Source organism: Halomonas sp. TP35, from assembly GCF_052375975.1.
Taxonomy (GTDB): domain Bacteria; phylum Pseudomonadota; class Gammaproteobacteria; order Pseudomonadales; family Halomonadaceae; genus Vreelandella; species Vreelandella citrativorans.
Genome location: NZ_JBQSUZ010000001.1, coordinates 148796 through 171394 on the forward strand (window position 1 = coordinate 148796; position 22599 = coordinate 171394).

Consider the following 22599-nt stretch of genomic DNA (forward strand, 5'->3'; position numbering starts at 1 on the left):
CCCTTCATCAGGTTGCACAATGGTTTGCAAAAAAAGGGCGCCTGGGCGCCCTTTTTATCAACCGTGGGTAGCGATTAACCGCCAACGGCATCACGACCTTTCAGGTAGGCATACTCGCCGATATCACTAAACGGGCGGATAAGGTTCTGGAAGTTAGCGTACGACTCATAAATGCGCCGTGAGTCTTCATCGCCCTCCACTTGGTTTTGGATCACGGTTTGCGAGGATTCGTAGAGTGCCTGAACAACATCGTCGGGGAATTCGCGTAGCTGAACGTTATGCTCATCAACCAGAGTCTCTAGCGCCTGCGCGTTGCGGTAAGCGAACTCCGTGTACATGGCCAGGTTGGATGCGCGTGCTGCTTCGCGAATAACGTCCTGCAGATCTTCTGGCAAGGCATTCCAGGCATCCAGATTGATCATCGTCTCGACGGTTGCGGTCGGCTCGTTCCACACCGTGGTGTAGTAGTAGTCGGCCACTTGATGCAGACCAAACGCCATATCGTTGTAAGGGCCTACCCAGTCGGCGGCATCCAGAACACCCGTTTGCATCGAGGTGAAAATCTCAGAGCCTGGCATATTCACGGTGCTGACACCGATGCCGTTCATGGCTTCACCGGCAAGTCCTGGCAAACGTAGTTTAAGTCCCTGCATGTCGTCCAGCGAGTTGATCTCTTTCTTGAACCAGCCCGCCATTTGAGGGCCAGTGTTGCCCACTGCGAACGGCTTAAGATTATGCTTGGCGTAAACCTCGTCCCACAGCTCTTGGCCACCGCCGTGATACAGCCACGCATTCATCTCTGTCGTTGACATACCAAAGGGCACGGCGGTAAAGAACTGGGCAGCCGGGAGCTTGCCACGCCAGTAATAAGGCGTGGAGTGGCCCATCTCTGCCGTTCCAGCCGATACCGCATCAAACACTTCCAATGCAGGTACCAGCTCGCCTGCGCCGTGTACGCGGATTTTCATACGGCCGTTGGAAAGCTGCTCAACGCGGCGAGCGAAGTCGTTGGCGCCAGTGCCTAGCGCCGGGAAGTTCTTCGGCCAAGAGGTCACCATGTCCCAGGTATACGTTTCATCTGCATGCGCGGTCGCTACAAAGGGGGCGGCAGCGACACCGGCAGCACCTAAGCCAGCGGTTTTTAAGAATTGGCGGCGTTGCATGGCGGCTATAACTCCGAATAAATACGATTATTATTGCGTTACGCGTGAGCGTACGTGTCCGCTCGCCAGTATGCGCTAACCCGGTTTTATTGGGCAACCTGTTAAGACACTTCCCCTTAACATAGGCGTTACAGCGGGATTAGCTTGGCAAACCCCAGCACTAGCCACTTAACGCCCTCGCCTTCAAAGCTCACTTGTACTCTGGCGCGTGCGCCTTCGCCTTCGGCATTAAGAATAATGCCTTCACCGAAGACGGCGTGGCCAACACGTTGGCCCACATGCAGGGCAGGTAAATCACCATCGCTTTCAACACGCTGCTGCGCAAAGCTGGTGCGGGCGGCGGTCACCGGGCGTGAGATATGGCCGCGCAGGCGAACCTCTTCAAGCAGGTGCGGCGGTAATTCACGCAGAAAGCGCGAGGGGCGCGGAAACACCTCTTTGCCGTGTAAGCGGCGAGTTTCTGCGTGGGTCAGGTAGAGTTTCTGCATGGCGCGGGTAACGCCCACGTAGCAGAGCCTGCGCTCTTCTTCCAAACGCCCCGGCTCTTCGAGCGACATTTTATGCGGGAACAGCCCCTCTTCCACACCGGCAATAAATACCACCGGAAACTCGAGGCCTTTGGCAGAGTGAAGCGTCATTAACTGTACGCTATCTTCAAACTCTTCAGCTTCATGGTCGCCCGCGTTAAGCGCCGCCTCGGAAAGAAATGCCTCCAGAGCGGCCATGCCTTCGCCCGCCTCGGGCGTTTCAAACGCATCGCCTTGGGTAAAGGCTCGGGCAGCAGTGACCAGTTCTTCGAGGTTTTCGACCCGCGCCTGGCCTTTCTCTCCGCGCTCACTCTTATGGTGCTCAATCAGGCCCGTGTGCTCGGTGACGTGGTCGATAATTTCGTAAAGGGTTAAGCCTGCCGCGTCGTTATCCAACTGCTCAATCAGGTTGGCAAACGTCTGTACCGCATTGGCCGCACGGCCCTTTAACGTACCGTCCTGAAGGGCATCATGCAGCGCCTGCCAAAGTGAAATACTCTGTTCGCGCGCGCGCAGGCGCAGAATTTCCACGGTACGTGTGCCAATGCCGCGGGTTGGCACGTTGATCACACGCTCAAGCGAGGCGTCGTCATCGCGGTTAAGCAGTAAACGTAAATAGGCGAGGGCGTTCTTGATTTCCAGGCGCTCGTAGAAGCGGTGGCCGCCGTAAATGCGATAAGGCATGCCTTGACGAATCAGCGTCTCTTCCAACAGCCGCGACTGGGCATTGGAGCGGTAGAGAATCGCAATATCACGGCGGTTAAAGCCTTCAGCGACCTTCTCTTTGATAGTGTCGACGATATAGCGCGCCTCTTCCAGGTCGTTAAACCCGGCATAGACGGAAATAGGCTCGCCCTCGATACCATCGGTCCACAGGTTCTTGCCCAGCCGGTCACTGTTGTGACTGATCAGCGCATTGGCAGCATCCAGAATGGCACTGGTTGAACGGTAGTTCTGCTCAAGGCGCACCGTCTGCGTTTGTGGGAATTCCTCCTCAAACCGGCGAATATTCTCGACCTTGGCGCCGCGCCAGCCATAAATGGATTGGTCGTCATCGCCCACTGCGGTCATGGGGGTTTGCATGCCGCTCAGCAGCTTTAGCCAGGCATACTGCAAGGTGTTAGTGTCCTGAAACTCATCCACCAATATGTGCCCAAAGCGCTCACGATAATGATTTAAAAGCGCCGGGTTATCCCGCAGAAGCTCAAGGCTTCTAAGCAGTAGTTCTCCGAAATCCACCAGCCCGCCGCGTTCACAGGTCAATTGATAGCGCTCGTAAAGCTCTACCATTTGCGCCATGTAGGCATCACCGTCCACGTTCACCTGGTGCGGGCGCAAGCCCTCTTCCTTGCAGCTTGAGATGAACCTCTGGACCTGACGCGGCGGAAAGCGCTCATCGTCAATGGCGTAATCCTTGAGCAGCCGCTTCACCAGCCGGAGCTGGTCATCGGAGTCAATGATCTGGAAGTTTTGCGGTAGCCGGGCGTCCTGCCAGTGGGTTCGAAGCAAGCGGTGAGCAATAGAGTGGAACGTGCCTACCCAAACGTGGCGTAAGGAGATTCCTTGCAGGGCTTCAAGACGCGTGCGCATCTCGCGGGCAGCCTTGTTGGTAAAGGTAACTGCCAGTAGTGCATAGGGCGACAGGCCCTCTGCCTGCATCAGCCAGGCAATCCGGTGAACCAGTACCCGGGTTTTACCGGAGCCTGCACCGGCCAGCACGAGAAGATTACCCTGAGGAGCGCTGACTGCCTCACGCTGGGCTGTGTTGAGCTGATCGAGTATCGCCGTGACGTCGTCCATAAAAGCCGCTGCCGGATCGAAAAGGGGCGGGTAGTTTAGCACAGCAGGTGAACTGGCTGTGCATACAGGCGTTAGCGTACGACGATTTAGTTGTCTTCAGGGTAGCGCAGGGTATTCAGACTTTTCTTCACCGATTTAAGCTGCTCAGCCAGCTTGGGGCCGCGGGTTTTGGCAACGCCCACGGCGAGCACATCAATTAACACCAGGTGGGCAATACGAGAGCTGAGTGGCGTGTAGATCTCGGTATCTTCGTGAACATCAATATACAGCGGCAGGCTGACTTCTTCTGCCAAGGGTGAACCGCTGGGGCACAGGCCAATCACCGTAGCGCCCGCTTCACGGGCCAAGCGTACGCTGGCGACCAATGCTTTGGTCCGGCCCGTTTGAGAAATAGCCACCACCACATCGCCCTCTTTAAGGGTCACCGCCGACATGTTCTGCATGTGCGGGTCAGCATAGGCCGATGTAGATATCTGTAAACGGAAAAATTTGTGCTGTGCATCAAACGCGACAGCGCCTGAGGCGCCAAAGCCGTAAAACTCAACCCGATTGGCCATCGCCAGCGCATTAACCGCTTGGCCCAGCGCGTCGTTATCGAGCCTGTCACGTACCGAAAGCAGGGTGCCGACCGTGGAGTCAAAAATACTGTGTGAGAACTCAGCAACGGAGTCACTGTCGTTCATTGAGAACTGCGCGAATTGGCTGCCAGACGCCAGCATTTGCGCTAACTGCAGTTTAAAATCCTGAAAGCCATTACAGCCCAGGGCGCGACAGAAGCGCACCACGGTAGGCTCGCTAACGTTGGCTTCGGTGGCGAGGTCAACGATCCGCATGTGGATAACCTCGTCAGGATTACGCAGTACGAAGCGTGCCACTTTTTGTTCGGAGCGGCGAAAGTGCTCCATGCGGCGTCTCATCTCATCGAACAGGGCGCGACTCACGTTCAGCTCCTCGATTATCCAGTGCGCGCGTTTTGCACTGCGCGCTTTGCTGTATTTGTCAGCATTTGCCACAGTATGCCTGAGTGATGGCATAAAAGGGCAGCGAAACGATGTTTAGGCGTGCGTTTAAAAGGCGTTAACGCATTTCGCCAAGTTTCGTCATCATACTGTCAAGTAAGGTATAGTAAGAAGTGAAGTGTCGCACTGCATCATTCAACAGTCGCCACAGATGCAGGTGGACGAAGGCATATTCACCTGGAGGCACGTCGATCATGAAAAACGTCGAACGAATTACCTCGGTCAAAAGCGAGTTGCTGGATATTTTTATGGGCATGGAAGTGGATGAGCATGCTCAGCGCCAGCGTAGCGCCGCACAACGCAATTTACGAGCTCGCCGAGGAATTGAGTTGCATCGGGAGTTTCAGAAGCTATACCGGGATATCGCCCCCCTGCCAGACGATGATGAACGGCAAGAGAGCGAGTTGCACTAACGGCATGTAGCTCGGTGTTTAAGCAGTACCCATATAGTGCAGCCCTGCCAAGCGGCAGGGCGTAGGTATCGCTAGATCAAGCCGGTCAGGAATACGATAATCACACCGAGTGGCGCCACGTACTTGGCGAGTAGATTCCACAAGGTGAAATCGTAGATATCTAACCGTAGCTCCTTGCGCGCTTCTTCTTTGTCCAAACATAGCGAGAAGAAAATTATCGCGCCCAGGCCCGTCAGCGGCAGCAAAATCTTGCTGGTGAAGGTGTCGAGGAAGTCAAAAATGTTGAGGCCGAATAACAGCACGTCGGACCACACATTAAATGACAGCAGTGCCGCCACACCGAGTACCCACACCGCAATACCGCTCGCCAGTGTCGATCCTATCCGGCTCAATGACGTGCGTTCTTCGAGTGTCTCAACGACCGGCTCCAGCAGCGAGATAGCCGACGTAAGTGCTGCAAACGTCAGCAGCAGGAAGAACATCAAACCGAGAATGGTGCCGCCCGCCATGTTGCCAAAGGCCAGGGGTAGCGTTACGAAGATGAGTCCCGGACCTTCGCCTGCGCTCAGCCCGTTGGCGAACACAATGGGGAAGATCGCAAGACCTGCAAGCAGGGCAATGACCGTATCCAGGATAATAACGGTACGCGCTGTGCTAATCAGGTTGACGTCTTCGCCCAGATAAGAGCCATACGCCATCATGATGCCCATACCCAATGATAGGGTGAAGAAGGCTTGGCCCATCGCCGCCAGTACGACACCACCGTCCAGTGCACCCCAGTCAGGGCTGAACATGAACGCAAGTGCTTCACCGAAGGAGCCGCTTGTTACGCCATAGCCGACCAGAATCAAAAGAAGCACGATCAGCGCTGGCATCAGAAGTCGTGAAGCGGCTTCAAGCCCCTTGGTCACACCACGTGCCACGATACCAACGACCAACACCATGAACGCGGTATGCCAAAGCAGAAGCGTTGTAGGGCTGCCCAGCAGATCGCCAAAAATAGCCCCGACGGCATCGGCATCCTGGCCGTTAAACGTCCCGATCACCGCCCCCAGCGTGTAATTGAGCGACCAGCCGCCGATAACACTATAAAAAGATAGAATTAAAAAGGCCGCCAGAACGCCACTAATACCGATAGTTGCCCAAGCCCTGGATCGCCCGTGACGCGTGGCAAGGTCGGCCATGGTGTTAATCGGATTTTTCTGGCCCCGGCGACCAATCATCCATTCCGCTACCAGAATGGGCAGGCCAACCAGCGTTACGCATGCAAGATAGACCAGAACAAAAGCAGCGCCGCCGCTTTCACCCGCCATATATGAGAAGCGCCAGATATTCCCTAAGCCTACCGCTGAACCGGCAGCTGCAAGCACAAAGCCCATACGCGATGACCATTGTGCATGTGCAAGTTTTGCCATACATCACCTACTGTTAGTTGAATTGTAATAAACCGCTATGCGCCCATTTACGCATATTCAAAAAGAGCAGATCGCTCTGCGCTTTTCAAAAGTATGCGCAATTTATCCGATCAAGAGACCTCGTGCCAGTTAGGTTAAATTAATATTAGCTTAAAACAACAGGTTTTGTGCCTCACCGGGGAAGGCACTAAGCGGGGGTAGGTCGGCAAGTTCGCCAAGCGCATTGTATAGCTGACGTGCCATCTCGGGAGACTCGCGATTATCAGCAGTATGCACAAATAAGAAAGGGGTTTTCCCCTGACTTATCCACAGGTTGAGGCGGGCTTTCCAAGGGGCGAAGTAGTGCGTATTAATCGTTTTGTCAATATGGCCAATAAAGCGAACGACCGGAAAATTACCTGTGGAAAGCACGTGTAACGGGAGTTTCGGCTTTTCCTGCTGAGCGTGCGCAAGGCCCGCGTGGCCCTCAGCAGGGGTTGAAAACACCGGACGCACATCCAGCATTACACGGTTGGCACAATAAGTTATCAACAATTGGTTAAGCGCTTTTTCAGCCGCGCCTTTGTGGAAAAAAACAGGATGACGAACTTCAACCGCGCATGGTAAGTGAGCGGGCCAGGCAGCCAGTAAGGCCTCTAGCTTTGGTAGCTCCTCGGGACCAAAGTCGCGCGGTAGTTGGACCATGGTAGGGCCGAGTCGATCATGCAGTGGCTCAAGTGCGGCTAAAAAGGACCAGACATCATCCAAATGGGTAAGCCGCTGGTCATGGGTGATATTGGCAGGTAATTTAAAACAGAAGCGAAAATGAGCAGGTGCCTGGCGAGCCCAGGCGGCAACGGTCTCGGCCTTGGGCGCGCCGCTATAAAAGGTCGTATTGCCTTCCACGCTTGAGAATACGCTGGCATAGTCGCTGAGCAGATCTGTCTTGGCGTGGCGGGCATACAGGCTGCCTTGCCAATCCTGGTTGGCCCACATGGGTAGGCCTAGGTAGAGGGTCATGGGGCATTCATCATCATGAGTTCTTCAGCGAAGCGTGGCTTATCATTCAATCCCTTCCATCATCACGCCTTAGTTCACGTCGTAATAGACGCGCGTATCTGAGCCGCTTTTTCGTGTAGAAGCGGCAAGTACTCCACCAGTAATGTATCCATATCAATGCGCGCTGCGTTCGTACTGATGTTGATTGCCCCAAGCAGTTGGCCGGATGCATTAAACGCAGGTACTGCCAATGAGCGCAGGCCCGAGTCCAACTCCTGGTCAGCGATGGCATAACCCTGTTCGCGCACCGTTTCAATCCGCTTTTTAAGCGCGCCCTTGTCGATAATGGTTTTATCGGTGTAGCGCTTCAGCGCGATACGTTCAAGATAGCTTTCCAGCGCCTGCTCAGAGAGCTGGGCAAGCAATACGTGACCCATTGAGGTATGAGCCGCCGGCAGACGTGTACCCACGGAAAGGGAGATTGCCATCAAGCGGTGGGGGGCGGCCGAGCGTGCGATATAGATAACATCGTCACCTTCAAGCTGGCCAAGCGATGAGGACTCACCAGTTTGCGCGGTAATATCTTCCAAGTACTGCTGGATAACGCTACGATAATTGTTCGCGGAAAGAAATGAATAGCCTAGCTGTAAGACCTTGGGCGCCAGCTCGAAATAGCGCTGATGTTTGCGAACATAGCCCAAGGCATGCAGTGTCAGTAGAAAGCGGCGCGCCTTGGCGCGGTTCATGTCGGTTCGCGCGGCGACCTCACTTAACGTCATGCGCGAATGCGTATCGTCAAACGCCAAGATAACATCCAGGCCACTGGCAAGCGCTGAAACAAAGTCACGGCTATCAGGTGTGAGAGTGTCTTCTTGTAAAGAGTCTTTCATAACGAATAATTCACCGCTTGGACACATTTTCAAAATTCCAATGTAACATGTTGTTCGAATGGCGAACAATTATTCGCTTAGTCTTTGCCACGGCGCATGTGCGCCTTACATGTGCTTTACTCGCCATTAGGAAAGCTACTTATGGGCCAACAAAAAGTAACGGTACTGCACGGGCCGAACCTCAACCTTTTAGGCACCCGGCAGCCCGAAATCTATGGTCATGAAACTCTGGATGACGTGAATAAACAACTGCGCGAGACAGCAGTGTTAGCAGGGTGGGAAATCAACTGTTTTCAAAGCAACCATGAAGGCGCACTGATTGATGCAATACACGCCGCCCGGCAGGACGGCAGTCAAGCGATAATTATCAACCCGGCAGCCTATACGCACACATCGGTTGCCATACTCGATGCGCTAAACGCGTTCGAAGGCACCGTCATTGAAGTGCATATCTCCAATGTGCACAAGCGCGAGAGTTTTCGTCACCATTCCTACGTGTCGCTGCGCGCCGACGGGGTGATCGCCGGGCTTGGGATCCACGGGTATCAGGCGGCTCTTGAAGCGATTATAAAGGCTCGCTAGGTGTTGTAAGAGCAGTAGTGCCACGCTACTGCTGACACCTTTCACTCTATCATCCTTACCGCATCAGGGTTGGGACGGCAAGGCGACAAGCTGTTCAATATAATAGGCCCGTAATGGCATAACATGAGGGCCGATCCGGTCAGCGCTCAGACGATCTGCGGTAAAAAAGCGAAACGCGTCCACGCCTTGGAATACAAAGAGATCCACGCCTGAGAGCGTTTTGGCTCCCGCCTGGGCGGCGGCGTTTAAAAGCTCGGTATGGGCGGGTATGTATACGGCATCAAATACCCAGTGCTGGCTGCCAAGGCCAGACGTGTCAATAGGGCACCCCGGGTGGTTGATATGACCGATGGGTGTGCAGTTGACCACGCCCTGCCAGTTAGGCAGGCCCTGTTGGGCTTGTTCTGGCGTGATGCACGAGGCATTAATGCCCATGGCGCTAAGATCGCGACATAGATTCTGTGCACGCGTCGTATCGTGCTCAAGAATATACAGGTGGCTAACGGCGAGCTCACCCAAGGCGCAGGCTACCGCACGGCCAACGCCGCCAGCGCCAATTAGGAGCACCTCGCCTGCGGGTTGGTTGCCAAACGAGTGGCGGTAGGCGCTGATAAAGCCGGTGTAGTCGGTATTCTCGGCGCGCAGCCCCTGCGCATCAAACAGCAACGTATTGGCAGTGCCAACTCGGAGTACGCCTTCGCCGCGGATATCGGCCAACTGCGCAGCTTTTTCCTTGAACGGGAAAGTAACGTTAGTGCCCTGATAGCCTTTAGTGCGCAGCGTTTGTATCGCCGCGGGGAAATCAAAATCTGCCACACCCAGGCTATCCACTAAATCGTAGCGTACAGGTAGGCCAAGCGATGCGCCCAGGCGTTCATGCAGGTCGGGAGATTGCGATTTGGCGATGCCTTCGCCGACCAGTCCGAGCTTGATCATGATGCGCTCTCATCTGTGTTGTGGTGCAGCGTTTCTGCCTCAAGGCGCTGCTGGGCCGTCACGCGTACAAAGGCATTGGGGGCGCCCAATCCTTGATAGCCGTCACGCTGTACCAGTTCAAAAAAGAACGCCTGGTGGGCAGGTTGCTGCGCATACAGCTGATGAAATTCGCCGCTGCCGTCCTGATCAAACAGGATGTGGTGGTCCTGCATCCACGTCTGGGTCTGCGACGGTAAATCAAAGCGTGCCGCCAGATCGCGGTAGTAGTTGCCGGGAATGGGCAGCACCGGTGTACCCGCCCGCTGCAGCGCGGCGCTGGTGGCACGCATCGACTCCGTGCGCAGGGCAACATGATGGATCCCCGAGCCGCCGTACTGGCGCACAAACCGGTTGCTGGCGGTATTGGGCGAGGCGCTGGCGTTAAGCGCCAGACGGAAACGGCCATTATAGTTTTGCAGTACCTGGCTTTGAATCAGCCCACGCGGGTCGGTGACATCGAAGGAGGGCGTGATCTCTAGCTGGAAAATAGCGCGGTACTGCAGCATCAGCGAGAGATAATCGTGATAGGAAAGCGCAACGCTGATGTGGTCGACATCGACCAAGGCGCCATTAGGCACGGGTTGCACATCCACCGGAAACTCACGATCCCAGGTGCGGCTGAGCTGTGAGTCGTCAATGATGTAGGAGAGGCTGCCGTCGACATTGCGCAGTGCGCTCATACGGTGGCTGGCGCCCACTTCTTCAGGCTCGACGATATCGTAACCGAGCTTGTCCGCCCGCTTGAAGGCTTCGTAGGCGTTGCTCACCTTCAGGCCGATAGCAGTAATCGCCGTGGCATCGCGCCCCGGCACACGACCCGTGAAACTCGCCTCGGTATTAAGCACCAGGTTAACGTCACCCGCGGCCCAGCGCTCCGCATTGAGCGTGTGATGACGCCCGACACACGCCATACCCAGCGCGCTGAGCAGCTCGCGTAGGCGCTGCAAATCCGCAGCCTCAACGGCAATTTCAAGAAACGCGACCGACTCAATGGACTGGGGAGCGGGAATGCCGCTGTCATCCTGCATGCTGCGCAGTAAATGATAAGAGCGCAAGCCATCGCGCGCCGTCTGGTCGCTGTGGCCCATGCGGAAAACATCGTTAAAAATTTCGTGAGATAGCGGGCCGTCGTAACGGGTCTCCTGCAGCATGGCCATGAACTTGTCCATTTGCAGTTCGCCCTGACCCGGGAAGCAGCGGTAATGGCGACTCCACGACAGGTGATCCATAGAGAGGCGCGGCGCATCGGCGGTTTGCACCAGAAAGATGCGGTCTCCTGGAATGCGCCCGATGGTACCCAGCTCCGTTTGGCGCGAGAAGATATGAAAAGTATCCAGCACTAAGCCAACATTGGGGTGCGCGGCGCGGCGCACCACTTCCCAGCTATCGCGGTAGTCGTGAATATGCCGACCCCAAGCCAGCGCCTCATAGGCCACGCGCATGTTACGCCGAGCGGCACGTTCGCCTAATTCATAGAAGTCATCGGCGGCGCGGCTCAAGCCGGGTAGCGAGTCGGGGTGCACTGTACTGCACGCCATTAATAGATCCGTGCCGAGCTCTTCCATCAGGTCGAACTTATGCTCGGCGCGGTCAAAGGCCCGCTCCCGCGCGCGCCCTTGTAAGCCTTCAAAATCACGGAACGGTTGAAGGGTGACTAGCTTTAGCCCACGCGAGCGAATCAGTTCGCCCGCTTCCCTGGGTGTGCCGGTAAACGCCGTAAGGTCGTTTTCAAAGAGCTCAACCCCTTCAAAACCGGCCTGAGCGATGGCGTCTACCTTCTCTTCCAGCGAACCGCTTAGGCAAACCGTGGCAATGGATGAGTACATGGCATTACGCTCCTTGCATTCAGTAAAATCAGTAGCCCAACAGGCGCGGCAGGAAGGTGACCAGCGCGGGTATAAATGTGATCAACAGCAGGATCAGGAACTGTACGCCGAGCATCGGCATAATGCGGCGGATAATGGCCCCCATTCCCACGCCGGAAACCGAGTCGGCGACAAACAGACAGAGCCCCATGGGTGGCGTGATCAGGCCCATCATCAGGTTGAAGATCACCACGATCCCAAAGTGCAGCGGGTCAATGCCCAGCGCCATGGCAATGGGGTGAAGAATGGGGACCAGCACCAGAATGGCTGCGATCCCTTCCAGAAACAGTCCTACTACCAGAAGCAGCAGAATGACGGCAATCAGGAAGGTCCACTGGGTATCGATACTCATCAGCGCCCACTCGGTGAGCATGTTGGGAATACGATTAAACGTCAGTACCCAGTTAGCGGCCGCAACGGCACCCATGATGACCATGATGACGGCGCTATCGCGCATGGCGCGAGCGAAGATGCCGGGCAGGTTAACCAGCTTGATATTACGGTAGAGCACCACGCCAAGAATCAGCGCATACACCACGGCAAAGGCCGCTGCCTCAGTTGGTGTCACGATGCCTGCCAGAATGGCACCCACCACAAAGACCGGCATGAGCGCGGGCAAAAGGCCATGCAGAAGCGCGTGACGGCGCGACTGCTGCCTTGACTGCGTGGCACCTAGGTCGCCGGCAAAAAAGTAGACGTAGATGGAAAGCCCCAGCGCCAGCAAAAATCCCGGTACGATGCCGGCCAAAAAGAGCCCCGGCACTGACACACCCGACACCGTGAGCGCGTAAATAATCACCGGAATGCTCGGCGGAATAATCGGGCCAATCACCGATGAAGCTGCGGTAAGGGCGGCGGCAAAATCACGCGGGTAACCCTCTTTTTCCATTGAGGGGATAAATACCCGGCCAAGGGCGGAAGTATCGGCAATCGCCGAGCCGGAAAGGCCGGCAAAAATTACCGAGGCCCAGATATTGACGTGTGCCAGCCCCGCCTTGAGGCGGCCAACAATGGCCGTGGCCAGGTTAATGATCCGATGCGTGATACCCGCTTCGTTCATCAGCTCGCCGGCCAGAATGAACAGCGGTATTGCCAGCAGCGGAAAAGACTCCATGCCGCCAAAAAACTGCTGCGACACAATGCGAATATGATAGGGAAGATCGCCGGTGCTCATCAGCACCGTGAGGGCACCCAAAATGGCAAAGGCAAACGGTACGCCCAGCAGTATGAGGGCTAAAAGCAGTACAAAAATCATGATGATGGCTCCTCATCAGAGTAGCCACTCAAACGCTGTGCGCCCATTACCAGTGCTGAAAGGCTGAGCAGACCGCCGCCCATCAGCATCGATGTTTGAAAGACCCACATCGGTATCCCGGTGCTTGATGAGGTGCGATTACCGCGAGCGGCGATAAATTCAATGGCCGACACCATCAAGCCAATGCCGACGGCCAACACCACAAGATCAATCGCCACCGCCTGCCAGCGCAGCCAGCGTGGAGGCAGCAAGCGGCGAAGAAGATCAAAGCCGATGTGCTTGTCCTGCAGATACGCCCACGCCATGCCAAACATCAAGCCGTAAATCATCAGATAGATGGCGGTATCTTCCCCCCAGCTAATGGAGCCGCCGTAGGTATAGCGCGCAAAGGCGTTGCCAGCGACCAGTAGAAAAATCAGCACCATGGCAAGGCCTGCCAAGCTGCCATTGAACAGGATCAGGCCACGATGTATCCGGGCAAGAAGATGAGGCATAAGGGCACCTTCAATCGGTAGTCAGGTACGCAGGAGCAGGAGCGGGCCATGCTGGCCCACTCACAAAGTGCTTTCTCACAAGTGCTTTGATCAAGCAGGCTTAGAAGCGCTCGGACGCCTCACTAACCGCGGCAGAAAGGCGGTCAATCCACTCTGCATCATCGCCAAGCTCGTCACGCAGGTACGCCTGAACCGGCGGTTGCGCCGCTTCCCGGAAAGCTTCCATCTGTTCAGCGTTGGGCTGGGTAATTTCCATGCCTGCGGCTTCCAGCTTGGCAATGCCTTCTGCGGAATTGAACTGCTGGATGGCGCGGCCGGTAGTACCCGCAACCACGGCGGCGCGTTTCACGGCAGCCTGTTCTTCTTCGCTAAGCGACTGGAAGATGTCGTCGTTGATCAGCAGGTGGTCAACGCCGTACACGTGGCGATCCAGCGTCAGGTAGTCCTGAAACTCGTAGAAGTTGTTGCCAAAAATCACCGAAATGGGGTTTTCCTGGCCATCTACCACGCCGGTTGCCAGGGCGGTAGGCACTTCACCCCAGGTAATGCCCTGTGGCTCGGCTCCCAGGCCACGCATCATTTCGATATAGAGCGGAATGGTTTGTACGCGGAATTTCAGGCCTTTCATGTCTTCCGGCGAGTTGATAGTGCGCACCGAGTTGGTGAAGTGGCGAAAGCCCGTCTCGCCGTAAGCCAGCGTGCGCAGGCCTGTCTGCTCCAGGCAGTGCTCAGCCAGCGCGGTGCCGAATTCGCCGTCCATTACCTGCCATGCCACTGGCGCTGAAGGGAAGGTATAAGGGATATCGGTCACGGCAACGGCGGGGCAGAAATTGGCGTAAGAGCCGGAGACCATGGCAATGCTGATAGTGCCATCCTGCGCGCCTTCAATCAGCTCGGTTTCACCGCCGAGCGACCCCGCGGGGTATAGCTCAACCTTGATGTCGGTTTCAGCTTCCACCAGGTTCTTGAATACTTGCCCGGCCGAGCCTTTTTTCGACGTGGTCCAGTCATCCGGGTCAACGTGGGCAAAGCGTAGTGTCTGGGCGGAGGCACTGGCACTGGCAGCGGCGGCAAGCGTAGCGGCGGCAATGGCGGCCGTAAGCATGCGTTGTATGGAAGTTAGCTTCATAGACATTGTTGTTGTCCTCTTGTCGTCGGGGCAGTTGTTATAAGGTTTCAAGAGCGTAAGCAACAGCGTGTTTTAGCTGTCTAAAAACAATGTACGAAATGGTACGTTCAGTCAAGCTGTGACATAGTAGACCAAAGACGATCATGATAATAAAAGGTAAGCCAATGCCAGCGAATCCCAACACATCCTCCATCACACGACGTAAAAACGATCCGGAATTTGTGCAGGCCGATATCTTGGCGGTGGCCACGCGTGAGTTTTCCGAAAAAGGCCTTTCTGGCGCGCGGATCGATGAAATCGCCGAAAAAACGCGCGCTTCCAAGCGTATGATTTATTACTACTTCAAGGACAAAGAGACGCTCTACCTGCACACCTTGGAAGCTGCCTATCAGAAAGTGCGCCTGCAGGAGGCCGAGCTTGATCTTGACCATTTGGCGCCACTCGAGGCGCTAAGTCGGCTTGTTCAATTTACTTTTCGCCATCACGCCCAGAACCCTGACTTCATCCGCCTTGTCATGATCGAAAATATCCATCATGGCCGCTATCTGGCGCAGTCAGCATTAATTCAATCGCTTAACGCAGGCGTAATCGACGTTCTGACCACTGTGTATGCACGAGGTATCGCCGATGGTTGTTTTCGTGAAGGCCTGGACCCGCGAGAACTGCACTGGCTGATCAGCGCCTTGTCGTTTTTCAACGTTTCCAATCAACACACCTTCTCGCGGATTTTTGATTGGCAACAGGCTGCACCGGAAAACCAGCGTAAATTGGAAGATCATGTAACCGAGATGGTGCTGCGTTACGTGCGTTGTGAAGACGCCACGCCTCGAACGTAAACAAGCGTCGCTGGCGCCAGCGCATCAAGCTGCCATAACGCCGTGTGTTACTGGCTAGTTAGCCCCTGCCCGTTTAATCTATAGTTCGAATAGCGAACATAAGTACGATTTTTCTGAATCATGCTCTTTGCGCTTTGTTCAGGCTCTGAACGACTTTATTAGGAGGCCTAGCGCCCATGCCCTCAGCATTTTTAAAGCACCCGTTTATGAATCAAAGTGCCTTGGCTGCCTGCGACGAGGACGCCATGGTGCACGCCATGCTGGCCTTCGAGCTGGCGCTAGCCGAGGTTCAGGAAGCCAGTGGTGCGGTGCCCGAAGGCACGAGTCAGCAGATGCGCGCTCAGTTGGAAAACGCCTCTTTCAATATCGTTGAGATGGCCGAGGGCATCGCCAGCGGCGGCAATGTCGCCATTCCATTCGTCAAGCAGGGCCGTGCGTTTCTTGCCAAGGACCTTAAGCGTTACTGGCATCAGGGGGCGACCAGCCAGGATGTCGTCGACTCTGCGTTGATGCTGTTGCTCAAACCGCGCCTGGCCGCGCTGGATAGACTGCTGTTGCGCTGCCGCGCGGCGGCGATAAATCTCATGAATACGCACAACCATACGCCCATGGTCGGACGCACCCTCATGCAGCAGGCGCTGCCGATTACCTTTGGCGTCAAGGTATCTCACTGGGCCGTGGGTCTTGAGCAGGCGCGTCGGCGTTTAGGTGATATTGAGCTACCCGTTCAGTTTGGTGGCGCGGTGGGTGTGCATTCCGGGTGGGATGCGCTGGGGCTTGAGTGGATGGATGCCTTGGCTGAAAAACTAAGTCTGGCAGCACCGGTATTGCCATGGCATACCGACCGCTATCCCATTCACGCGCTGGGTACGGCGCTGGATGCCGTAGCGGGCGCTGCCGAGAAACTGGCCCTGGATATATCGCTGCTTACCCAGACCGAAGTAGGCGAGGTGGCCGAGCCTTCAGCACCGGGGATGGGCGAGTCGTCCTCGATGCCCCATAAGCGCAACCCGGTGCGCAGCGCGCTGATCCGGGGCGCGGCTAGGCAGGTACATGGACATACCTGCGTGTTGCTGAACGCGGCTGCACAGCCGCTGGAGCGCGGTCTGGGCGAATGGCATGCCGAGTGGGCACCGCTGACGGAAAGCGCCTTACTTGTGGAAGGCGCGCTGGAACAGGTGGCCGTGCTGCTTGAGGGACTTGAAGTGAATCCCGGTAACATGCGACGCAACCTGGCGGCTACTGGGGGTGGCATCATGGCTGAGCCGGTGGCGCGCCTGTTGACCCCGGCACTAGGTGCAGATCATGCCAAAACGGTAAGTGCTGCGGCAGCGGAAACCTCGCGTCGCGAATCCCGGGATTATGCCGACGTGTTGATGGATTTACTGGCTGAGCACCCTGAGACAAACGGAATTATTGATAACGAATCACTGTGTAAAGCTTGCGATCCGGCTTTATACCTTGGTAGTAGTGTGGCTCAGGTGAAGCGTGCCAAGAAATGGTTGGATTGTAAATAATATCATTTAAAAACAAATGTTTATTTTATTTCATGAAATAGACAGGTGTCGTAATGGGGCGTTAGGCATGCGTGGTGGGGTTTGACCCCATTCACGTTCGGCAGTAACTTGTTCGTATAGAGGATTCATGTTCGCTTTGCGAACAATCTGTTAATTGCCACCAGTAAGTATGCCAACGACCCGCTAAGAGGCACCCATCATGGCCGAGTTTCTCAGCTTACATGACGCGGTAGCGCGCTACGTTCAAGACGGCGCTACCGTGGCCATGGAAGGCTTTACCCATCTCATCCCGTTTGCCGCTGGTCACGAAGTGATCCGTCAGCAAAAGCGTGACCTGACGCTGATCCGCATGACCCCCGATATCATCTACGATCAGCTAATCGGTGCCGGTTGCGCCAAAAAGGTGATCTTCTCTTGGGGCGGTAACCCAGGCGTTGGCTCATTGCACCGCCTGCGTGATGCGGTTGAGAAAGGCTGGCCGCACAAGGTTGAGATTCTTGAGCACAGTCACGCGGCCATGGCCTGCGCCTTTGAAGCGGGGGCTGCGGGTTTGCCGATGGCTGTTTTCCGCGGTTACATCGGCAGCGAACTGCCCAGCGTGAATGATCAGATCAAATTCATCGAGTGCCCGTTTACTGGTGAGCGCTTAGCCGCCGTGCCTTCGGTACGCCCGGATGTGTCCATCGTTCACGCTCAGCGTGCGGACCGCCAGGGCAACGTGCTGGTGGAAGGAATTGTCGGCGTACAAAAAGAAGCCATACTCGCCGCCAAACACAGCATCGTCACGGTCGAAGAGATCGTCGATGACTTGAAAGCGCATCCCAATGCCTGCGTGATTCCAGGCTGGGCGATCAGTGCCATTGCGGTGGCCGAGAAAGGCGCGCTGCCCTCTTATACTCACGGCTATTACGGTCGCAGTAACCGCTTTTATAAAGAGTGGGATGCCATTGCCCGCGACCGCGACACCTTTACTCAGTGGCTCGATGAGAACGTCTTTAAGGGTGTTCAAAGTCATGCAGGGGAGAACGTCTGATGAGTCTGGAATATACCTCTTCTGAAATGATGACCGTCACGGCGGCACGCGCGCTGGAAAACGGCACCACCTGCTTTGTGGGAATCGGCCTGCCTTCTGAAGCTGCCAACCTGGCGCGCCTTACCCATGCGCCGGACGTGGTATTGATTTACGAATCCGGCACGCTGCAAACCAAGCCCGACATTCTGCCGCTCTCCATCGGCGATGGCGAGCTGTGTGAATCAGCACTCACTACCGTGGCAGTGCCGGAAATGTTCCGTTACTGGCTACAGGGCGGCAAAGTGAACGTGGGCTTTTTGGGTACCGCACAAATTGACCGCTTTGCTAATCTCAATACCACGCTGATTGGTGATTACAAAGCACCTAAAGTACGCCTGCCGGGCGGCGGTGGGGCGCCGGAGATTGCTACCAACGCGGGTGAGGTATTTATCACCCTGAAGCACTCCAAGCGGGCGTTTGTGAAAGATGTCGACTTTGTTACCACGCTAGGCTTTGGCCGTGACGGCAAAGGGCGCGATAACGTGCCTAATATCGGTAAAGGCCCTACCCGGGTAATCACCGATTTATGCGTGATGAAGCCCGACCCTGAGACCAAAGAGCTTGTGGTGGTATCGCTGCATCCTGGAGTGACCCGTGAAGAGGTAATGGACGCGACCGGCTGGGAAGTACGCTTTGCCGACCAGCTTGAGAGCACCCCTGAGCCCAGCGAAAAAGAACTTGAGATCCTGCGCGAGCTGAAAGCCCGCACCGAACGCGCTCACACGGGCGAATAAGGAGTCGGTTATGACAAACGTTTATTTATGTCACCCACGGCGTACCGCCGTAGGCCGGTTTGGCGGCACGCTGGCAAGTGTGCGCCCGGATGATTTCGCCGCCACGATCTTCAAGGCCGTACTGGCCGACGCGCCGGATCTCGATCCTGCCGCGATCGAAGAAGTGTTTATGGGTTGCGCCAACCAGGCTGGTGAAGATAACCGCAACGTCGCGCGCATGTCGTCGCTCTTGGCAGGCATCCCCACCTCGGTCCCTGGCACCACCATGAACCGCTTGTGCGGCTCCGGAATGGACGCGGTAGGTACAGCGTTTCGGGCGATTAAAGCCGGTGAGATGGAGCTGGCGCTGGCCGGCGGCGTGGAATCCATGTCGCGCGCGCCTTACGTGATGGGCAAAGCCGACAGCGCCTTCGCCCGCGGGCAAAAAATCGAAGACACCACCATCGGCTGGCGGTTTATCAATCCGCTGATGAAGAAAGCCTATGGGGTGGACTCCATGCCCGAAACGGCGGAGAACGTCGCCGAGCAGTTCAAGATTTCCCGGGAAGATCAGGACGCTTTTGCATTGCGCTCCCAGCAGAAAGCGGCTGCCGCTCAACAGGCTGGGCGTTTTGCTCAAGAGATCACCGCCATCGAGATTCCTCGCCGTAAGCAGGAGCCATTGGTATTTGATACCGATGAGCATCTGCGGGATACCACGCTGGAGAAACTCGCGGCCTTGCCGACGCCCTTCCGTGATGGCGGTAGCGTCACAGCAGGCAACGCCTCCGGCGTCAACGACGGCGCGGCAGCCATGCTGGTGGCAAGCGAAGCGGCCGTTCAGCAGCACGGCCTGACACCCATGGCCAAGGTTATCGGCATGGCAACGGCTGGCGTTGAACCGCGCATCATGGGCTATGGCCCGGTACCGGCAGTACAGAAACTGCTTAAGCGCACCGGTATCTCGCTAGATGAAATTGATGTATTTGAATTTAACGAAGCCTTTGCTGCTCAGGCGCTGGCTTGCATGCGTGACCTTGGCCTGGACGATGATGACCCTCGGGTAAACCCTAACGGTGGAGCGATTGCTTTAGGTCACCCGCTGGGCATGTCCGGCGCACGGTTGCTGCTCACCGCCGCCCATGAGCTGCAAAACAGCGGCAAGCGCTACGCGCTATGCACCATGTGTGTGGGTGTTGGCCAAGGCATCGCCACACTGATCGAACGCGTTTAACGGAGGTCGCCATGGCATTTCATACCATCAATGGCCGCAGCGTGGCCTATCGGCTGCTCGGCATAGAAGCTAACCCCTTGGTAGTGCTGGCGCACCCCTTGGGCATGAGCCAAGCAGTGTGGGATGACATCATCCCGGTACTCTTGCCACGCTATCGCGTGCTGACTTGGGACCTACCTGGTCACGGGGCTAGTCAGGCGGTCAGTGGAGCACAGGTTACGCCCGCTGATCTGGCCGCCGAGGCCTTGGCGCTGGCAGAGCGTTCAGGCGCTGCGCGCTTTCACTTTGTCGGTACTTCCATTGGTGGTGTAATCGGTCAGCAGCTGATCGCTGAGCACAGCGACCGTTTGCTCTCTGCCACGCTCACCAATACCGGCGCGGTTATCGGCAACTCAGAGCTCTGGAACACTCGCGCGGGTCGCGTGCGTCAGGAAGGTCTCGCGGCGATGTCACAAGAGATTGTGCCGCGCTGGTTTGCGCCCACGGCCTTTGAAGCAAGCCCCGCGCTGAAAGCGGGCTGGTGCATTCAGATGGGCCGCGGCGACGACGAATCCTACGCTCAACTGTGTGAGATGCTGGGCCGTGATACGTTTACCGGGCGGCTATCCGGCAAGTCAGCCAAGGTGCAGCTATTCGGCGGCAGCGAGGACCTTGCTACACCGCCCACGACGCTTGACGCGCTGGCAGCAGAGCTTGACGGTGCGACATTGGAAATTTTTGACGGTGTCGGGCACGTGCCATCGATAGAGGCGCCAGCGCGTTTTGCACAGAAACTCCTGAGCGCCATGGCGGCAGAGCTGGGGGATGTGGCAAACCAGGGCGTGGCTTACGCCACCGGTCTGCAAACTCGCCAGCAGGTATTGGGCGAGGAGCATGTGGCGCGTTCAACCGCTAACGCTAACAGCCTGGATATCCCCTTCCAGCAGATGATTACCCGCCTGGCCTGGGGCGAGCTTTGGAGTAACGAGGACCTGACCCGCCGCGAGCGCAGCATGATTACCACCGGTATTCTGGCAGCTCTTGGTCGCGAGGAGCTGACGTTACACCTGAAAACCGCCAAACGTATTGGCCTGACGGAAGCCGAGCTTCGTCAGGTAATCATGCATGTAGCAATTTATGGCGGCGTACCGGCGGCCAACCATGCCTTTGCGCTCGCCAAAGAGCTGGGCTGGGGTGAATAATCGATCAGTTGTCTTCTGAACACTAATAACAATTCATACATCAAATGGAGCCATGTCATGACGTCAGTTCAACTATTAATCGACGGCCAACAATGTCCTGCTTCAGATAGCGCCACCTTCAAGCGCTGCAATCCGCTGAGCGGCGAAACGGTCTCTCAAGTGGCAGCGGCCTCGCTTGACGATGCCAACCGGGCTATCGAAGCGGCTCACGGCGCTTTCAAGTCCTGGTCTCAGACAGGCCCCGCCGCGCGTCGAGCGAAGCTGACTAAAGCCGCCGATTTAATGGAGGACCGCCAGCAAGAATTTATTGATGCCATGGTCGATGAAACGGGCGCTACACCGGGTTGGGCAGGCTTTAATGTCATGGTGGCGGCGAACTTACTGCGTGAATCGGCCTCCTTAACCACACAGATACAGGGCGATGTGATTCCCTCCAATGTGCCTGATAGCCTGGCCATGGGCATTCGCGTACCGTGCGGCGTGGTGGTGGGAATCGCTCCGTGGAACGCGCCTATCATACTGGGCACGCGGGCCATTGCCGCGCCCTTGGCATGTGGTAACAGCGTTATCCTTAAAGCTTCTGAAATGTGTCCGAATACGCACGCGCTGATTGGGCAGGTGCTGCATGATGCGGGCCTGGGTAACGGCGTGGTTAACGTTATCCATAACCAGCCCGAGCAAGCAGCAAGCGTGGTGGGCGCATTAATCGAGCATCCGGCGGTTCGGCGTATCAATTTTACCGGCTCTACAACGGTTGGGCGCATCATTGCGGAGAAAGCCGCTAAGCACCTTAAGCCCGTACTGCTAGAGCTGGGCGGCAAGGCGCCTTTTCTGGTGCTTGATGATGCCGATATTGACGCAGCGGTTGAAGCGGCCGCTTTCGGCGCCTTCTTCAATCAGGGGCAAATCTGCATGTCGACCGAGCGCTTGATCGTAGATGAAGCCGTTGCCGATGAGTTTGTCGAGAAGTTGGCGGCCAAAGCGAAGACACTGACAGCGGGGGATCCTCGTGCAGAAGGCAATGCACTGGGGACACTCATCAACCAGGAGTCTGGCTATAAGCTCAACGAGCTGATTGATGATGCCCTCAGCAATGGCGCCCGTTTAGCCTCTGGAGGAAAGGCCGAGGGTGTCGTGATGCAGCCAACGCTGGTGGATAACGTCACAAAGGCAATGCGGCTTTATTCGGAAGAGTCCTTTGGCCCTGTGGTCGCCATGATTCGCGTCAAGGGTGAAGAGGAAGCCATTCGCGTTGCCAATGATAGCGAGTACGGTCTTTCAGGCGCCGTGTTTACCCGCGATAGCGCACGCGGGCTGCGGGTTGCTGGGCGCATTGAAACAGGCATCTGTCATATCAATGCCCCAACGGTACATGACGAGCCGCAAATGCCGTTTGGTGGCGTAAAAAGTAGCGGTTACGGGCGCTTCGGTGGCAAGGCGGTCATCGAGGAGTTCACGGAACTGCGTTGGATGACGCTGCAAACTGGCCCGCGCCACTATCCTATCTAGCGCGTATAACGGCGGTTCAGAATGGCGCTCCA

Annotated in this window: 20 protein-coding genes; 9 read left to right on the plus strand and 11 right to left on the minus strand. The window is 56.3% G+C overall.

Translation table 11 applies throughout. From position 1 onward, the window contains the following. Positions 1-74: 74 nt before the first annotated feature. From ACT3RU_RS00695 to hexR, 3 genes are all read right to left on the minus strand, one after another. Entirely contained in the window at positions 75-1163 is a 1089-nt protein-coding gene (locus tag ACT3RU_RS00695; protein ID WP_172116804.1) for a TRAP transporter substrate-binding protein, read from the minus strand. A 128-nt stretch (positions 1164-1291) separates the two neighbouring features. Then, complete coding sequence (gene uvrD / locus ACT3RU_RS00700) at positions 1292-3490, minus strand: DNA helicase II (RefSeq protein ID WP_192526821.1); 2199 nt, start codon at positions 3488-3490, stop codon at positions 1292-1294. A gap of 86 nt (positions 3491-3576) precedes the next feature. Next, entirely contained in the window at positions 3577-4431 is an 855-nt protein-coding gene (hexR, locus tag ACT3RU_RS00705; protein WP_087111253.1) for a transcriptional regulator HexR, read from the minus strand. A 272-nt stretch (positions 4432-4703) separates the two neighbouring features. Between hexR and ACT3RU_RS00710 the strand changes: the two genes are divergently transcribed. Continuing rightward, positions 4704-4922 carry a PA3496 family putative envelope integrity protein gene (locus ACT3RU_RS00710; protein ID WP_087110325.1) on the plus strand — a complete coding sequence of 73 codons (219 nt, stop codon included), beginning with the start codon at positions 4704-4706 and terminating at the stop codon, positions 4920-4922. A gap of 71 nt (positions 4923-4993) precedes the next feature. Here ACT3RU_RS00710 and ACT3RU_RS00715 read toward each other — a convergent pair whose 3' ends face one another. The 3 genes from ACT3RU_RS00715 to ACT3RU_RS00725 form a co-directional block, all read right to left on the minus strand. Beyond that, the gene (locus ACT3RU_RS00715) at positions 4994-6337 is read right to left on the minus strand and encodes a sodium-dependent transporter (RefSeq protein WP_192526822.1); all 1344 of its coding nucleotides are present in this window, start codon (positions 6335-6337) and stop codon (positions 4994-4996) included. Between the two features lie 150 nt (positions 6338-6487). Beyond that, positions 6488-7336, minus strand: coding sequence for a DUF72 domain-containing protein (locus tag ACT3RU_RS00720; RefSeq protein ID WP_192526823.1), 849 nt, complete (start codon positions 7334-7336; stop codon positions 6488-6490). A gap of 74 nt (positions 7337-7410) precedes the next feature. Continuing rightward, complete coding sequence (locus ACT3RU_RS00725; RefSeq protein ID WP_192526824.1) at positions 7411-8205, minus strand: IclR family transcriptional regulator domain-containing protein; 795 nt, start codon at positions 8203-8205, stop codon at positions 7411-7413. 141 nt (positions 8206-8346) lie between these two features. Between ACT3RU_RS00725 and aroQ the strand changes: the two genes are divergently transcribed. Then, positions 8347-8787: a type II 3-dehydroquinate dehydratase gene (gene aroQ / locus ACT3RU_RS00730; RefSeq protein WP_192526825.1), complete on the plus strand. Its 441-nt coding sequence runs from the start codon at positions 8347-8349 to the stop codon at positions 8785-8787. 63 nt (positions 8788-8850) lie between these two features. Here the strand turns inward: aroQ and ACT3RU_RS00735 are convergent, their stop codons facing one another. The 5 genes from ACT3RU_RS00735 to ACT3RU_RS00755 all read right to left on the minus strand — a co-directional run bounded on the left by ACT3RU_RS00735 (position 8851) and on the right by ACT3RU_RS00755 (position 14511). Next, positions 8851-9723 carry a shikimate dehydrogenase family protein gene (locus ACT3RU_RS00735; protein ID WP_192526826.1) on the minus strand — a complete coding sequence of 291 codons (873 nt, stop codon included), beginning with the start codon at positions 9721-9723 and terminating at the stop codon, positions 8851-8853. After that, positions 9720-11588 (minus strand): bifunctional sugar phosphate isomerase/epimerase/4-hydroxyphenylpyruvate dioxygenase family protein, encoded by a 1869-nt coding sequence (locus ACT3RU_RS00740; protein WP_192526827.1) that lies wholly within the window; start codon positions 11586-11588, stop codon positions 9720-9722. Before ACT3RU_RS00740 ends, ACT3RU_RS00735 begins: the two co-directional genes overlap by 4 nt. A 28-nt stretch (positions 11589-11616) precedes the next feature. Further along, on the minus strand, positions 11617-12882 hold the full coding sequence (locus ACT3RU_RS00745) for a TRAP transporter large permease (protein WP_192526828.1): 1266 nt from the start codon (positions 12880-12882) through the stop codon (positions 11617-11619). After that, positions 12879-13376 (minus strand): TRAP transporter small permease, encoded by a 498-nt coding sequence (locus ACT3RU_RS00750; protein WP_192526829.1) that lies wholly within the window; start codon positions 13374-13376, stop codon positions 12879-12881. Before ACT3RU_RS00750 ends, ACT3RU_RS00745 begins: the two co-directional genes overlap by 4 nt. Before the next feature lie 100 nt (positions 13377-13476). Beyond that, positions 13477-14511, minus strand: a complete 1035-nt coding sequence (locus ACT3RU_RS00755; RefSeq protein WP_226913505.1) for a DctP family TRAP transporter solute-binding subunit — start codon at positions 14509-14511, stop codon at positions 13477-13479. A 158-nt stretch (positions 14512-14669) separates the two neighbouring features. Here ACT3RU_RS00755 and ACT3RU_RS00760 point away from each other — a divergent pair, with 158 nt between their 5' ends. From ACT3RU_RS00760 to ACT3RU_RS00790, 7 genes are all read left to right on the plus strand, one after another. Continuing rightward, the gene (locus ACT3RU_RS00760) at positions 14670-15341 is read left to right on the plus strand and encodes a TetR/AcrR family transcriptional regulator (RefSeq protein ID WP_192526830.1); all 672 of its coding nucleotides are present in this window, start codon (positions 14670-14672) and stop codon (positions 15339-15341) included. 176 nt (positions 15342-15517) lie between these two features. Then, complete coding sequence (locus ACT3RU_RS00765) at positions 15518-16858, plus strand: class-II fumarase/aspartase family protein (RefSeq protein ID WP_192526831.1); 1341 nt, start codon at positions 15518-15520, stop codon at positions 16856-16858. Between the two features lie 199 nt (positions 16859-17057). Beyond that, a complete protein-coding gene (locus ACT3RU_RS00770; RefSeq protein ID WP_192526832.1) occupies positions 17058-17891 on the plus strand; it encodes a CoA transferase subunit A in 834 nt (277 codons plus the stop codon). Then, positions 17891-18664, plus strand: coding sequence for a CoA-transferase subunit beta (locus ACT3RU_RS00775; RefSeq protein WP_192526833.1), 774 nt, complete (start codon positions 17891-17893; stop codon positions 18662-18664). The genes ACT3RU_RS00770 and ACT3RU_RS00775 overlap by 1 nt, the downstream gene beginning before the upstream one ends. 10 nt (positions 18665-18674) lie before the next feature. Further along, positions 18675-19877: a 3-oxoadipyl-CoA thiolase gene (gene pcaF / locus ACT3RU_RS00780; protein ID WP_192526834.1), complete on the plus strand. Its 1203-nt coding sequence runs from the start codon at positions 18675-18677 to the stop codon at positions 19875-19877. An 11-nt stretch (positions 19878-19888) separates the two neighbouring features. Then, positions 19889-21058, plus strand: a complete 1170-nt coding sequence (locus ACT3RU_RS00785; protein ID WP_192526835.1) for an alpha/beta fold hydrolase — start codon at positions 19889-19891, stop codon at positions 21056-21058. A gap of 57 nt (positions 21059-21115) precedes the next feature. Beyond that, positions 21116-22567 (plus strand): aldehyde dehydrogenase, encoded by a 1452-nt coding sequence (locus ACT3RU_RS00790; RefSeq protein ID WP_192526836.1) that lies wholly within the window; start codon positions 21116-21118, stop codon positions 22565-22567. Positions 22568-22599 lie beyond the last annotated feature (32 nt).

Bases quoted from the DNA above. Each gene is read 5' to 3' on its own strand.
- ACT3RU_RS00745 (WP_192526828.1), bottom strand. From the start codon at position 12,882: ATGATTTTTGTACTGCTTTTAGCCCTCATACTGCTGGGCGTACCGTTT.
- ACT3RU_RS00770 (WP_192526832.1), top strand. From the start codon at position 17,058: ATGGCCGAGTTTCTCAGCTTACATGACGCGGTAGCGCGCTACGTTCAA.
- ACT3RU_RS00790 (WP_192526836.1), top strand. From the start codon at position 21,116: ATGACGTCAGTTCAACTATTAATCGACGGCCAACAATGTCCTGCTTCA.
- ACT3RU_RS00735 (WP_192526826.1), bottom strand. From the start codon at position 9,723: ATGATCAAGCTCGGACTGGTCGGCGAAGGCATCGCCAAATCGCAATCT.
- ACT3RU_RS00720 (WP_192526823.1), bottom strand. From the start codon at position 7,336: ATGACCCTCTACCTAGGCCTACCCATGTGGGCCAACCAGGATTGGCAA.
- ACT3RU_RS00695 (WP_172116804.1), bottom strand. From the start codon at position 1,163: ATGCAACGCCGCCAATTCTTAAAAACCGCTGGCTTAGGTGCTGCCGGT.
- ACT3RU_RS00755 (WP_226913505.1), bottom strand. From the start codon at position 14,511: ATGTCTATGAAGCTAACTTCCATACAACGCATGCTTACGGCCGCCATT.
- ACT3RU_RS00785 (WP_192526835.1), top strand. From the start codon at position 19,889: ATGGCATTTCATACCATCAATGGCCGCAGCGTGGCCTATCGGCTGCTC.
- ACT3RU_RS00725 (WP_192526824.1), bottom strand. From the start codon at position 8,205: ATGAAAGACTCTTTACAAGAAGACACTCTCACACCTGATAGCCGTGAC.
- ACT3RU_RS00710 (WP_087110325.1), top strand. From the start codon at position 4,704: ATGAAAAACGTCGAACGAATTACCTCGGTCAAAAGCGAGTTGCTGGAT.
- ACT3RU_RS00765 (WP_192526831.1), top strand. From the start codon at position 15,518: ATGCCCTCAGCATTTTTAAAGCACCCGTTTATGAATCAAAGTGCCTTG.
- ACT3RU_RS00750 (WP_192526829.1), bottom strand. From the start codon at position 13,376: ATGCCTCATCTTCTTGCCCGGATACATCGTGGCCTGATCCTGTTCAAT.
- ACT3RU_RS00740 (WP_192526827.1), bottom strand. From the start codon at position 11,588: ATGTACTCATCCATTGCCACGGTTTGCCTAAGCGGTTCGCTGGAAGAG.
- ACT3RU_RS00775 (WP_192526833.1), top strand. From the start codon at position 17,891: ATGAGTCTGGAATATACCTCTTCTGAAATGATGACCGTCACGGCGGCA.
- aroQ (WP_192526825.1), top strand. From the start codon at position 8,347: ATGGGCCAACAAAAAGTAACGGTACTGCACGGGCCGAACCTCAACCTT.
- pcaF (WP_192526834.1), top strand. From the start codon at position 18,675: ATGACAAACGTTTATTTATGTCACCCACGGCGTACCGCCGTAGGCCGG.
- ACT3RU_RS00760 (WP_192526830.1), top strand. From the start codon at position 14,670: ATGCCAGCGAATCCCAACACATCCTCCATCACACGACGTAAAAACGAT.
- ACT3RU_RS00715 (WP_192526822.1), bottom strand. From the start codon at position 6,337: ATGGCAAAACTTGCACATGCACAATGGTCATCGCGTATGGGCTTTGTG.
- uvrD (WP_192526821.1), bottom strand. From the start codon at position 3,490: ATGGACGACGTCACGGCGATACTCGATCAGCTCAACACAGCCCAGCGT.